We start from the raw sequence: 13612 nt of genomic DNA on the forward strand, positions 1-13612 counted from the left end.
CCGCAGTCCTCGGTGAAACGCCGTGCACTTCCGGATTCCCGCAGGCTAAAGCCGAAAAAACACGCAAGCTGCACCATGTGTATCGGAAATCTTGATATAAAACAAAACTCTTGAAATAAAAAATCATACAATTTAGCTTCATCCAAAATCGACTTCAATAAATGAGGAAACATCATGCGAGCGAAGGCTACCCTTAATCGGGAATATACAATCTCGTCCGTCGACAAGCGGGTCTACGGCTCGTTCCTGGAGCACATGGGCCGTGCCGTTTATACGGGGATCTATGAGCCCGGCCACGAAAACGCGGATAAGGACGGCTTTCGAACCGATGTTTTGGATATGGTGCGCGATCTCGATATGCCGATCGTCCGCTATCCCGGCGGCAACTTCGTTTCCGCCTATCGCTGGGAGGACGGGATCGGGCCGCGCGAGGAGCGTCCGGTGCGCCTCGATCTCGCCTGGCGCACGCGCGAAACCAACCAGGTCGGGGTCAACGAGTTCGCCGATTGGGCGAAGCTCGCGGGTACCGAGATGATGCTGGCGATGAATCTCGGTTCGCGCGGTCTCGACGACGCTCGCAACTTCCTCGAATACTGCAATCATCCCGGCGGCACCTATTGGAGCGATCTGCGCGCAAAGCATGGCTACAAGGAGCCGCACAATGTGCGCATCTGGTGCCTCGGTAACGAGATGGACGGACCTTGGCAGGTCGGTCACAAGAGTGCGGCCGAATACGGCCATCTCGCCAACGAGGTAAGCAAGGCCTTCAAATATTTCGACAAGACGCTGGAGACCGTCGTCTGCGGCTCCTCGAACGACAAGATGAAGACCTACCCGGAATGGGAGGCGACGGTTCTCGAGGCGAGCTATGACAGCGTCGACTACATCTCGCTGCACAAATATTTCGGCAACGAGGAGCAGGACACCCTCAACTACTATGCTAAGGCGATCGAACTGGACCGGTACATCGTGACGATCGGCGGCGTGATCGACTACATCAAGGCGAAGAAGCGTTCGAAGCGCGACGTCAAGATCTGCTTCGACGAGTGGAACGTCTGGTATCACGACCGCAAGGAGGATGGCGAGCGGATTGCCAGCTGGGACTGGCCGGAAGCGCCGCCGCTGCTGGAAGAGCTCTACAATCTCGAGGATGCGATCTTCGTCGGCTCTCTGCTGAACGTCTTCATCCGGAGATCGGACCGCGTCAAGATCGCCTGCATGGCACAGCTCGTCAATGTCATCGCGCCGATCCTCACCAAGGCCGGCGGTCCCGCCTGGCGGCAGTCGATCTACTATCCGCTTCAATATGCCTCGAAATACGGCCGCGGCACCGCGCTCACCGTGGCGCAGTCCGGCCCCACCTACGATTGCGAGGTGGCTCAGGACGTGCCCTATCTGGATCTGTCGGCGGTGCTGCACGAGGACGGCAAGTCGATCGCCGTCTTCGCGATCAACCGCAGCCTCGACGAGCCGCTCGGCCTCACCGTCGATCTTCAGGGCTTCAAGGGGGCGAAGATCGTCGAGCACCAGATGCTCGCGGGCGACGACCTGAAGGCGCGTAACTCGGTCGAGGATCAGAACCGCATCGTTCCCAAGGCCGGCAAGGAACTCGCCATAGACGATACGGGGACGCTGGTCGGCTCGCTGCCGCCGCGCTCCTACCACTTCGTCCTCTTGTCCGTCGCTTCTGCATAAGCCTTTCAGGCCCGGGCGGCCGGGTGACGCCCGGGCCAGAATTCACTATCGGGGAGGTTCAATGTCCGGAATCAAATTGACCGGCGTCAGCAAGTCGTTCGGCGCCGTGAAGGTGATCCATGGTGTCGATATCGAAATAGGGCAGGGCGAATTCGCTGTCTTCGTCGGGCCCTCGGGCTGCGGGAAGTCGACACTGTTGCGCATGATCGCAGGGCTGGAGGAGACCACCGGCGGCGAAATCAGGATCGATGCCGAGGACGTCACCCACAAGGAGCCATCGAAGCGCGGCGTCGCCATGGTCTTCCAGTCCTATGCGCTCTATCCGCACCTCTCCGTATTCGACAATATGGCGTTCAGCCTTTCCATCGCCCGCCGGCCGAAGGCGGAGATCGAGAAGAAGGTCAAGGCAGCCGCGGAAATCCTTCGGCTCTCGGACTATCTGAACAGTAAGCCGAGCCAGCTTTCGGGCGGCCAGCGTCAGCGGGTCGCAATCGGACGCGCAATCGTGCGCGAGCCGCGGGTCTTCCTTTTCGACGAGCCGCTTTCAAACCTCGATGCCGAGCTCAGGGTCAAGATGCGCATGGAGATCGCCCGGCTGCACCGCCAGATCGGGGCGACGATGGTCTATGTCACCCACGATCAGGTCGAAGCGATGACGCTGGCCGACAGGATCGTGGTGCTTAAGGCCGGCGTGGTTCAACAAACAGGAGCGCCCCTCGCGCTTTATCGCAATCCGGACAACATGTTCGTTGCGGGCTTCATCGGATCGCCGGGGATGAACTTCCTGAAGGCCCGGGTCGTTCCCGGCAGCGGCGACAGGCTCACGATCGAGCTCTACGACGCCCCCGGGGTTCCGCTCGAAATTCCGGCAAAGGCAGGTCTCGCCGCGGGCGAAGAGATTTTCATTGGGGTGAGGCCGGAGCACATCACGCTCGGCGAACGGGAAGGCGGCGTCGGCCTGGACGTGACGGCCGAGTTCATCGAGGAACTCGGCGGGACCGGCTACCTGCATGCCCTTACGGCGACGGGGGAGGAAATGACCATCGAGTGCCGCGGCAATGAGCGGCCGCAACCCAAGCAGGCGGTCCGCCTGACCTTGGCACCCGAGGAGATGTTCGCCTTCGAGGGAAGCGGCGAGCGGCTCCGTTGAAAAGCGGCTTCGGATGGGAGGACATCCGGGCGAGGAGCAATTCGGCGCAAGCCGATGGATTGAACTTCAAAACAGGAGGAGAGAGACGTGAAGAAGCTACTGAAACTTGCCCTTGCGGGTGCGCTGGCGATCCTGCCTTCGGCAGTTGCCCATGCACAGACGGACATTACCTGGTGGGACTTCCTCAGCGGCGGCGATGGCGTCCGCATGAAGGCGCTCATCAAGGAGTTCAACGACACGCACCCGGACATCCGCATCAACGCGACCACGCTCGAATGGGGCGTACCCTTCTACAGCAAGGTCCAGACGGCGGCGGCCGTCGGCCAGCAGCCCGACATCATGACCTATCATCTGTCACGCTTCCCGCTTGCCATTCCCTCCGGCGTTCTGCGGCCGCTGGCACCTGAGGAACTCGAGGCAGCAGGCATCAAGAAGGAAAACTATGTCGAAGCGAGCTGGAACTCGGCTTCTGGCGACGGCAAGACCTATGGCGTTCCCTTCGACGTCCATTCGGTTGTGCTCTACTACAACAAGAACATCCTGAAGGAGGCGGGCCTGCTCGGCGATGACGGCCTGCCGAAGGGCCTGGACGGCCTCGACAACTTCAACGCCGCCCTCGAAAAGATCAAGGCGACCGGCAAGGTCCAGTACCCGCTTTCGCTCCACACCGACGAAGGCGGCTCGATGTGGCGCGTGTTCTACACGCTCCTTTCCCAGCAGGGCGCCAAGTTCATCGAAGGCGAGGAGATCCTGCCGGGGGAGGCCGGCGTCAAGGCGCTGACATCGATGGCCAACTGGGTTTCGTCCGGCTATTCGCCGCAGCTCATATCCTATGAGGCTTCGATCGCTCTCTTCACCTCCGGCAAGGCGGCCATGCACATCAACGGCGTTTGGGAAGTGCCGACGATGGTCGATCTCGAGAAGAACAACAATCTCGGCTTCGAATGGGGCGCTATCCAAATCCCGGTTCTGATGGGACAGCCTGCGACCTGGGCGGACTCCCATGCCTTTGCCGTTCCGAACAGCGAAGAAAAACCGATCTCGCCGGAGAAGCTGAAAGCCGTTCTCCAGATCATTGCCTGGATGAACGAACACAGCATCTCCTGGGCCGGCGCCGGCCACATTCCGGCCTACAAACCGGTGACCGAGAGCGCCGAATTCAAGGCCATGCAGCCGAATTCGACCTACGTAAAGCTCGCCGACACCGCGGTCTTCGATCCCGTCTCGCCCCTGGCAGGCGTTGGCGGACCGATCTACGAAGCGACGCAGAATTTTATCGTGCCTGCCTTGAACGGCCAGCTCGATCCGGCGGATGCCATCGAGCAGATGCGTGAAGAACTGAAGAGCCAAATGTAACGCGTCATTAATGAACCGGCCGGCCACTGCGCCGGCCGGTGGTTCCTACATTCGGCAATGGGAGGACTATTTCGGTGATGACGAGCGAGAGACGGAGCAAGACGCTGACCGCGGTTCTGATGATCACACCGTTCGTGATCACCTATCTGACGGTCTTCGCCTATCCCGTCTACAAGATGTTCGCCTTGAGCTTTACCAACGCGCCGCTGATCGGCGCAGGCGAGTGGGTCGGCTTCGACAATTATCTGAAGCTGCTCAACCAGAAACTGTTCTTCACATCGGTGTGGAACACCGGCTATTTCGTCGTGCTCACCGTCATACCCAACACGCTGATCGGCCTCGGTCTGGCGCTGATGGTCGTACGCCTCAAAGGCTGGCTGCAGAGCCTCATCCTGGTGCTGTTCTTCCTGCCCTATATCCTGCCGGTCTCGGTCGTCACGCAGATCTGGGAGTGGGTGCTCGACCAGCAGTTCGGGATTGCGCAACATGTCATCGAATTCGTCACCGGCAGGCGCATCAGTGTCTTTCGCGACCCCTTATGGGCAATGCCCATGGTGGCCCTCGTCACCATCTGGTGGACCAACGGGTTCAATCTTCTGCTTTTCATTGCCGGCCTGCGCAACATTCCGGCCGACTATTACGAGGCGGCAATGCTGGACGGCGCGACGCGCTGGCAATGCTTCAAGCGCATCACATGGCCGCTGATCTGGCCGGTCACCGCGCTCGTCCTGACACTGCAACTCATCCTGCAGCTCAAGATTTTCGATCAGGTCTATCTGATGACGGAAGGCGGTCCCTTCAACTCGACCTACGTCCTGCTTCAGCTCGTCTATCGCGAGGCCTTCCGCCTCAACCACGGCGGGCTCGGCTCGGCTGTGGCGGTCTTCCTGTTCCTGATCATCGTGACCGTATCGGTGCTTCAGTACCAGCTTCTGCGCGTGAGGGGGCGCTGAGCGATGCAACGGAAATCCATCGGCAATATCCTTCTTCTGCTTCTTACCCTGTGCGTCGCGTGCATGTGGGCCTTTCCCCTCTACTGGGCGGCGGTGACGTCGATGAAGCCGGAACAGGAGGTCATCAGCAAGACGACCTTCATCCCCGACGTCTTCAACTTCTCGGCCTATTACTTCGCTCTGTTCGAGACCAATCTCGCAACCTGGTACGTGAACTCGCTCGTCACCTCGATCACGGTCACCGTGGTCGTGATCCTGATCAGCGTCATGTGCGCCTATGCGCTGTCGCAGATCGTCTTTCCGGGCCGGCGGCTCCTTTACGGGATCGTTCTCGCGAGTTTCATGGTTCCATCCCAGGCCCTCGTCGTTTCGCAATTCGTGCTGATGTACCGCTTCGGCCTGATCAACAGCTGGGGCGGCATCATCCTGCCACAGCTCATCGTCCCGGTGGTCGTGATCGTCTACAAGCAATTTTTCGATTCCGTGCCGAAGGAACTGCGCGAGGCGGCAAAGCTCGACGGCTGCGGCGATTTCCAGATCCTGTTCCGGCTTTATCTTCCGCTCAACTGGGGGATCACGACGGCGCTGGCGATCATCACCTACATCATGGCCTGGAACGCCTTTCTCTGGCCGTTCCTCGTCACGAATTCGGAGGAGATGATGACGGTGACCGTCGGCATCACGCAGGTCGACGACGCCTTCGGCGTGAAATATGCACGCGACATGGCCGTCGCCATTCTCGCGGCCATGCCGGTCGCGCTCGCCTATCTGCTCTTCCAGAAGAGGGTGACGCAGGCGCTCATGCTGTCGTCCGGCATCAAGGGCTGAGCCGACGATCCGCGGCGGTTTCGGCCGCCTCGGATCGGAATTCGTGAAACGAAACAATGCGACAATTGGCGCAGCGGCGTGTTATCAGCGCAGATCACGCCTGAGCCGGAGCGGCAGTAGCAGAGTATGGAGACGAAGCTTCTTACAGTGGACCCGATCAAGGATGCGGATGTCGTCCAGGCCTTGGGCTCGGCAACGCGCATCGAGATCCTCAACCTTCTGCGCCTGAAGGGGCCTCTGAACGTCAACGAGATCGCGACCCATATGGGCCTGCCGCAATCGACGACGGCAACCAACCTCAAGTCGCTGGAGAGAGCCGGCCTCATCCAGACGCATACGATGAAGGCGACCAAGGGCAATCAGAAGATCTGTTCCAGCATCTACGGCGAGATCCTCATCCGTTTCGACGACCGCACCAATCTTTCGGACGACGTCGTGACCGTCAGCATGCCGATCGGCCTTTTCACCGAATTCGAGGTGGAAGCGCCCTGCGGACTCTGTTCGGTCAACAACGTCATAGGCATGCTCGACGTCCAGGAAGTCTTTCTCGATCCGCAGCGCATGCAGGCCGCACTGCTCTGGTTCACGCGCGGCTATGTCGAATACAAGTTTCCGAACAATGCCAAGGTCACGGGACGGACGGTCCGCAAGATCGAGTTCTCCGCCGAACTGAGTTCCGAGACGCCGGCCACCAACGCCAACTGGCCGTCCGACATCTCGATCTGGGTCAACGGCATCAAGGCCGGCTACTGGACGTCGCCCGGCGATTACGGCGACCGACGGGGCATGTATTCGCCGGCCTGGTGGAAGCTCAGCGGCTCGCAATACGGCAGGCTCAAGACATGGACCATCGACGACCGCGGTACATGGATCGACGGCGCGATGGTGTCGACTCAGACGATAAATTCCCTCGGCATACCGGATCATCATTCGATACGGTTCCGGATAGGTATCGACGAGAAGGCGGAGAACCCCGGAGGGCTCAACATCTTCGGCAAGGGTTTCGGCGATTTCGACCAGGACATCGTCATGACGATCTATTTCTAGGGTTCCGGTGTCGGGCTCAGGTAGCGCCGTGTTCGTGGCCTCTACAAGCCAGGTCCGGAGGCGACCGATGCAGTGCGATGCCCAAGTTCTTCTAATGGCTCGCGCAAGATCTTGTCGTTTGTGAAATGCGCACAGGGCTCATATGCATGTCTCGTCCGTTTGCCTCTTCCGGTTGTTGTGCGCCGGGCACGCGCCGTAGCGCATCCGGGCTGATGGACGGCCGCATCCGCGGTGCGGCAGAGATCCACACGAACACGAGGTCTAGACAACTGTCATGACGAAGATTTCCGCCACGAAATTCGCAATGGCTGCGGCTGCTTTGCTCTGCTGCGGAGCCGGCGCGCACGCCGCCGACCAAGGCAAGGAAGGAGAGCTTGCACGCGTAGTGGACGAGACGATCCGGCCGCTGATGAAGGAGCATGGCGTTCCGGGAATGGCGATCGCGGTCACCGTCCGCGGAAAGAAGTACATCTTCAATTATGGCCTGGCGTCGAGAGAGAGCGGGCAGAAGGTCACCGACGAAACGATGTTCGAGATCGGCTCGATCAGCAAGACCTTCACGGCGACGCTCGCATCCTATGCCGAAGCGCGTGGGGATCTGGCTCTGTCCGATCCTGCCGGCAAATATCTGCCCGCGCTCGCCGGGACCCGTTTCGACGACATCAGCCTTCTCGATCTCGGGACCTATACTGCCGGCGGACTGCCATTGCAGTTTCCCGATTCCGTTACCGATCAGGAGAGCATGATCGACTACTACAGGGGTTGGCGCCCGACCTATGCCGCCGGGACGCACAGGCTCTACTCGAACCCGAGCATCGGCCTCTTCGGCTATCTCGCCGCAAAGAGCATGGGTGAGCCCTTCGCCGATCTGATGGAGAAGAGCATATTCCCGGCATTCGGCCTGACGAGCACCTTCATAGCCGTTCCGCAGGACCGGGCGGACGACTATGCCTATGGTTATTCGAAAGCCGGCAAGCCGATCCGCGTCACGCGCGGCGTTCTCGACTCGGAAGCCTATGGCGTAAAGACGACCGCTGCCGATCTGATCCGCTTCGTTGAGGCGAACATCGATGGAACGGGCCTGGACGAGCCGATCCGGCGCGCGATCGCCGCAACGCACACCGGATACTTTAAGGTCGGCGCCATGACGCAGGGGCTCGGCTGGGAGATGTATCTCTATCCGACGAAGCTCGACGATCTGCTTGCCGGCAATTCCAGCTGGATGGCGCTCGAGCCGCACAAGGTCAGCAAGCTCGTTCCGCCCGGGGCGCCCCAGGAAAACGTGTGGATCAACAAGACCGGCTCGACCAACGGTTTCGGTGCCTATGCAGCCTTCGTCCCTGCCGAGCGCATCGGCATCGCGATGCTGGCGAACAGGAATTACCCGATTCCTGCCCGCGTGAAAGCCGCATACCAGATACTGTCGACGCTCGAGAGCGACCCCGGATCGGCGGACGCCCGCTGAAGCCGGCCGCGATCGTACCGCGCTCCAATCGGGTGGCGGTGCTAGACCCGCATGACGAGAAGTGCGGTCCTCGACGCGTCGGTATTCAATAAGCTCTTGGGGGTACAAACAGGCAGATCGTCTTCCCATAGGCTTTGCCCGCCGCAGAGCACCAGTGGTACTCGCCGTCCGGCGACATTCGAACCCTGCTGTCGGCATAGGGGAGGACTTCGCCAGTAGCTCTGACGATATAGCCTTGCGGTCGCTCGCTGATCGCGGTCTGCGCGACCTTGCGGCAATCCATTGTTGAACAGCAGGCGCTCGGATACTGCCAACCGCTAGGAGCGTCGTGGGCAAAGGCCGTCATTGCGGACAGCCCGGCGAGTAGGAAGAGAAATCCGCGCATGGGGTCTCCTTTCAGGAGCAGTCACCAATCCGGACTGCGGCCGGCAGGTTCGCTACGGCGGCCGTGCGTCCAAGCGCAGAACCCGCCTAGCACTTTGCGTGCTCCATGACATTGGCCCGCAATCGGCTCTGATTTAAGGAATCATGCAGCAAGCTTCAAACCTGCGGATCGGTAAAATGATCCACCGCGGCGGGGCTTATGTCAGCCGCGACTTTCGTCCCCATTGACGAGAAAGTCGTCGCTTACGCCCTCGACCAGCTCCATGGGCCAGACTGCGTTTAACAGCGCTTGCGGATAATGGTCCTTGAAAGCAGGCATCGTCGACAGCAGCGTTTCCGCAAGGGCTATGCCGAGGTCGCGCAGCGACAGGCGGAAGCAGGTGAGCGGCGGCGAGAGAAAGTGTGCATGCGGGCTGTAGCGCCCGATCACCGCAATGTCGCGGCCCGGCCTGACGCCCGCTTCGGAGAGGCCCTGGTAAAAACCGATGGCGATCGTCTCATTAACGAGCAGGGCAGCCGTCGGCCGGTCCTTAAGGGCCAGAAGTTCGCGCGCGATCTGATAGCCGCCGGTCTCGTTCGGCGTCGATCGGAAGATCAATTCTTCCTCCAGGGGAAGGCCATGCGCGGCAAGCGCTTCGCGGCAGCGGTCGACGAAGACATAACCGAGGTTGGCATCGTCGTGCGGACGAGTGACCGCGATGCGGCGATGTCCGCGCGCAACCAGACGGTCGATGGCGATCTGCGCCATCCCCTCGAAATCGAGGTCGAGCCAGGGGCGGCCGGCATCCGTCAGGCTTCGGCCGAGCGTTACGAAGGGGATATTGCGTTCGGCCAGAAACTCTATGCGCGGATCGTGACGCCGGGTTGCCGAAAGGATCAACCCGTCGGCAAAACCGCGCGCGACGACGCGGCGCAGGTAATCGGTCGGATCTTCCTCGGACGAGCAGAGCAGGGCGACAAGGTCGAGCTTGTGCCTGGCGAAAACTGCCTGCACGCCGTCGAAGACGCTCATGAAGAACGTGTCGCCCTGACCGGTGATCTCCGTTCCGGTCTGCATCATGAAGCCGATGATGTTGGTGGTGCCCTGCCTCAGGCTGCGGCCGGACTGGTTCGCCACATAACCGAGCCTTTCAGCCGCCTCCAGGACACGCCTGCGAGTCTCCTCATTGACGTCGGGGCGGCCGTTCAGTGCACGCGAAACGGTTCCGATCGAAATATCGAGATGCTGCGCCAGGCGCCGAATTCCCTTCATGCGAAGCGCTTTTCCTCTCTGATCACCGGTCAACCCAGTCACACCGACCCGCAATCGACGCGACCGATATACTGTGAAGTTGAACCGGGCAGGCGGCCATAAGCAGCCCGCAATTTCCCTGACATCGACCGAGCTTTCCGAATCCCTATTGACATGTTTCGGAAAGTCCGCATAGTTCCGTAAACGTTTACGGTGGCCGAAACAAGCCGGAAACGCAGGTTTGTGGGAGGAGAATGGTGATTTTGCGCGCAGTTCTGTGCGGGTGCGGAGCTATGGCCAAAGGTTGGCTCAAGGCGATCGCCGCGGACCGCGAACTCCAGTCGGCAATCAGGATCGTCGGGCTCGTCGACGTGAACCCCGAAGCGGCTCGTGCGCTCGCGGCGGAGTTCGAGATCGAAGGCGCCGTTATCGGTTCAGACCTCGATGCGATCTTGACGGAAGCGGCCCCCGACATCCTCTTCGACATCGTCGTACCAACGGCGCGCCGCGACGTGGTCGCCACCGCACTCGGGCATGGCTGTCATGTGCTGAGCGAAAAGCCGATGGCGGCCTCGCTCGAGGCCGGCCGCGAGCTGATCGAACTCGCCAGGAATGCGGGCAGGGTTCATGCAATCGTGCAGAACCGCCGCTTCATTTCCGGCATTCGCCGCATACGCCGCTTCATCGAAAGCGGCGCGATCGGCAACCTGACGAGCATCCACTGCGACTTCTTCATCGGCGCGCATTTCGGTGGTTTTCGCGAAGAGATGGAGCATGTGCTGCTCCTCGACATGGCGATCCACACCTTCGATGCCGCCCGGTTCATCGCTGACAAGACGCCGCTCGCCGTATATTGCCACGAAGAAAACCCACAGGGCTCCTGGTACGCGCACGGCGCGGCCGCCACTGCGATATTCGAGCTTTCCGACGAAGTGACTTTCACCTATCGCGGTTCCTGGTGTGCCGAAGGCGCCAATACGAGTTGGGAGAGCGAGTGGCGGATCATCGGCACCAAAGGCACGCTGCTCTGGGATGGCGCCGAGGCGCTGAGCGCGAACCGTGTCGCCGGCAGCGAGGGCCTCCTCCGTTCGCTCGCTCCGATCGAAGTTCCCGAACCCGCCGATCCGCGTGAGACGCACGGGCATGCCAGCGTCATCGCCGATTTCGTCGCGGCGGTCCGCTCCGGCACCAAGCCTGAAACGGCGGGCGACGACAATATCAACAGCCTTGCCATGGTCTTCGCGGCGATCGAAAGCGCCCGCACCCGGCAACGCGTGACAATCTGAAGTGAGGCATCTGATGAGCAATCCAGCCAAATCCATCCGCGTCGGCACCATGGTCAGCGCCACGAAGGGCGAAGCCGCGAAGCGCATAGGCGAGATCGCCGATCTGGGGTTCGAAAGTTTCGAACCCTTCTTCTGGCAGACCACCAACGGCCAGGACCTTGCCGAGCTCGGCAAGCGCTGCCGAGACGCAATCGGCGACCGTGACATCACGATCTCGACGCTCGGCATGTTCGGCAATCCGCTGGAGGAGACCGACATCGATTTGCAGAGCCTGCAGGGCTGGAAGGACTGCATCGACAACGCCCACCATTTCGGCGCGACATGCGTAGCCGGCTTTACCGGACGCATCCGCAACCGGCCGCTGACCGACAGCCTGCCGCGCTACCGCAAGATCTGGCGCGAGCTCGCCCAGCGCGCCGCCGACAAGGGCGTGACGATCGCCTTCGAGAATTGCGCCATGGACGGCAACTGGGCGACCGGCGACTGGAACATCGCTCACAATCCGGACGCCTGGGAACTCATCTTCAACGAGACGCCCGACGATAACATCGGTCTGGAGTGGGAGCCTTGCCACCAGATGGTCTATCTGATCGACCCGCTGCCGCAGATCCGCAAATGGGCGCCCAAGATATTCCACGTGCACGGCAAGGACGCGACGATCCGCTGGGACGTCATCCGCGAGCACGGCATCTTCGGCAAGGAAAAGTTCGTCTTCATGCGCACGCCCGGGTTCGGCGACAGCAATTGGACCGACATCATCTCGGAACTCCGGCTCGCCGGCTGGTCCGGTTCGATCGACATCGAAGGCTGGCATGACCCGGTATATCGCGATGCGCTGGAAATGACGGGCCAGGTGCACGCTCTGAATTACCTGAAAGGCTGCCGCGGCGGCGACTTCGTCGCCGATCCGTCCTGAGACATGCCCGACGGCCGGCACGGGGGGCGCCGGCCCTCGGAAAAACCCGAAAGAGGAGGAGTCCATGGGTATCCCTAAATATGCAATGCTGGGCGCATTCGCCCTTGCCAGTGTTGCCTTGCCGGCCGTTTCGGCAAGCGCCGAGGATGTAACGATCAGTGTCTGGTCGCTGGACCGGGACATCCAGCCGGCACCGAACTTGATAAAAGATTTCAACAAGCTGAACACCGGTATTAAAGTGGAGTATCGGCAGATTCAGTTCGACGACGTGGTCAGCGAAGCGATGCGAGCCGACGGGGCAGGCGCCGGACATCATCGCTGTCGACAATCCCGAACACGCGCTCTTTGCGTCCCGCGGTGCATTTCTCGATCTGAGCGAGATGATCGCGAAGTCCTCGGTCGTCAAGCCGGAGAACTACTTCGAGGGGCCACTCGCCTCCGTGACCTGGGACGGGAAATATTACGGCGTCCCCAAGGCGACCAACACGATCGCCCTTTACTACAACAAGGACATGTTCAAGGCCAAGGGCCTGGACCCGAACAAGCCTCCGCAAACCTGGGACGAACTCGTCGAGGCGGCGCGCAAGCTGACCGACCCGGCTCAGAACATCTACGGCATCACCTTCTCGGCCAAAGCCAACGAGGAGGGGACATTCCAGTTCCTCCCCTGGGCGCAGATGGCCGGCGGCGGTTACGACAACATCAACGCCGAGGGCGCGGTCAAGGCGCTCGACGTCTGGAAAACGATCATCGACGAGAAGCTCGCCTCACCGGACACGCTGACACGCGGCCAATGGGACGCCACCGGTACCTTCAATTCCGGCAACGCGGCCATGGCGATCTCCGGTCCCTGGGAAATCGATCGTATGCTCGAGGAAGCGAAGTTCGATTGGGGCGTAGCGCTGCTGCCCGTACCGGAAGTCGGCAGTGAACGCTCATCGGCCATGGGCGATTTCAACTGGGCGGTCTTCGCGAACACCGAGCATCCGGAAGAAGCCTTCAAGGTCCTCGAATATTTCGTTTCTCAGGACGACCGGATGTTCAAGGACTTCGGGCAACTGCCGCCGCGCTCCGACATCGCCATTCCGGCAACCGGCGAGCCGAAAAAGGACGCGGCTCTCCAGGTCTTCGTGGAACAGCTGAAATATGCGAAGCCCCGCGGCCCCCATCCCGCATGGCCGAAGATCTCCAAAGCTATTCAGGACGCCATCCAGGCGGCGCTTACCGGGCAGATGAGTTCTAAGGAAGCGCTCGACCAGGCGGCCGAGAAGATAAAGGCGGTTCTCGGCTGAGCCCGCAAG

Annotated in this window: 11 protein-coding genes and 1 pseudogene; 10 read left to right on the forward strand and 2 right to left on the reverse strand. The window is 60.9% G+C overall.

The window, feature by feature from the left end:
- The first annotated feature begins 174 nt into the window (after nucleotides 1-174).
- From arfA to ampC, 7 genes are all read left to right on the forward strand, one after another.
- A complete protein-coding gene (gene arfA / locus M1D34_RS19975; protein WP_017276449.1) occupies nucleotides 175-1695 on the forward strand; it encodes an arabinosylfuranosidase ArfA in 1521 nt (506 codons plus the stop codon).
- A gap of 61 nt (nucleotides 1696-1756) precedes the next feature.
- A complete protein-coding gene (locus M1D34_RS19980; RefSeq protein WP_498783900.1) occupies nucleotides 1757-2845 on the forward strand; it encodes an ABC transporter ATP-binding protein in 1089 nt (362 codons plus the stop codon).
- Between the two features lie 87 nt (nucleotides 2846-2932).
- Complete coding sequence (locus tag M1D34_RS19985) at nucleotides 2933-4201, forward strand: ABC transporter substrate-binding protein (RefSeq protein ID WP_498783902.1); 1269 nt, start codon at nucleotides 2933-2935, stop codon at nucleotides 4199-4201.
- A 77-nt stretch (nucleotides 4202-4278) separates the two neighbouring features.
- Entirely contained in the window at nucleotides 4279-5154 is an 876-nt protein-coding gene (locus M1D34_RS19990) for a carbohydrate ABC transporter permease (RefSeq protein WP_498783904.1), read from the forward strand.
- A gap of 3 nt (nucleotides 5155-5157) precedes the next feature.
- Nucleotides 5158-5982 carry a carbohydrate ABC transporter permease gene (locus tag M1D34_RS19995; RefSeq protein WP_498783906.1) on the forward strand — a complete coding sequence of 275 codons (825 nt, stop codon included), beginning with the start codon at nucleotides 5158-5160 and terminating at the stop codon, nucleotides 5980-5982.
- Between the two features lie 126 nt (nucleotides 5983-6108).
- Nucleotides 6109-7029, forward strand: coding sequence for an ArsR/SmtB family transcription factor (locus M1D34_RS20000; protein WP_498783908.1), 921 nt, complete (start codon nucleotides 6109-6111; stop codon nucleotides 7027-7029).
- A gap of 274 nt (nucleotides 7030-7303) precedes the next feature.
- On the forward strand, nucleotides 7304-8494 hold the full coding sequence (gene ampC, locus M1D34_RS20005; RefSeq protein ID WP_498783910.1) for a class C beta-lactamase: 1191 nt from the start codon (nucleotides 7304-7306) through the stop codon (nucleotides 8492-8494).
- Between the two features lie 85 nt (nucleotides 8495-8579).
- Here the strand turns inward: ampC and M1D34_RS20010 are convergent, their stop codons facing one another.
- On the reverse strand, nucleotides 8580-8879 hold the full coding sequence (locus tag M1D34_RS20010) for a hypothetical protein (protein ID WP_498783912.1): 300 nt from the start codon (nucleotides 8877-8879) through the stop codon (nucleotides 8580-8582).
- 201 nt (nucleotides 8880-9080) lie between these two features.
- Nucleotides 9081-10130: a LacI family DNA-binding transcriptional regulator gene (locus M1D34_RS20015; protein WP_498783913.1), complete on the reverse strand. Its 1050-nt coding sequence runs from the start codon at nucleotides 10128-10130 to the stop codon at nucleotides 9081-9083.
- Nucleotides 10131-10363: 233 nt separating this feature from the next.
- Here M1D34_RS20015 and M1D34_RS20020 point away from each other — a divergent pair, with 233 nt between their 5' ends.
- From M1D34_RS20020 to M1D34_RS20030, 3 genes and pseudogenes are all read left to right on the forward strand, one after another.
- On the forward strand, nucleotides 10364-11395 hold the full coding sequence (locus M1D34_RS20020; protein WP_498783915.1) for a Gfo/Idh/MocA family protein: 1032 nt from the start codon (nucleotides 10364-10366) through the stop codon (nucleotides 11393-11395).
- A 13-nt stretch (nucleotides 11396-11408) separates the two neighbouring features.
- On the forward strand, nucleotides 11409-12311 hold the full coding sequence (locus tag M1D34_RS20025; protein ID WP_498783917.1) for a sugar phosphate isomerase/epimerase family protein: 903 nt from the start codon (nucleotides 11409-11411) through the stop codon (nucleotides 12309-12311).
- Nucleotides 12312-12375: 64 nt separating this feature from the next.
- Nucleotides 12376-13603, forward strand: a pseudogene (locus M1D34_RS20030) (ABC transporter substrate-binding protein).
- The last annotated feature ends 9 nt before the right edge of the window (nucleotides 13604-13612 follow it).

This window comes from Ensifer sp. D2-11 (assembly GCF_054161295.1).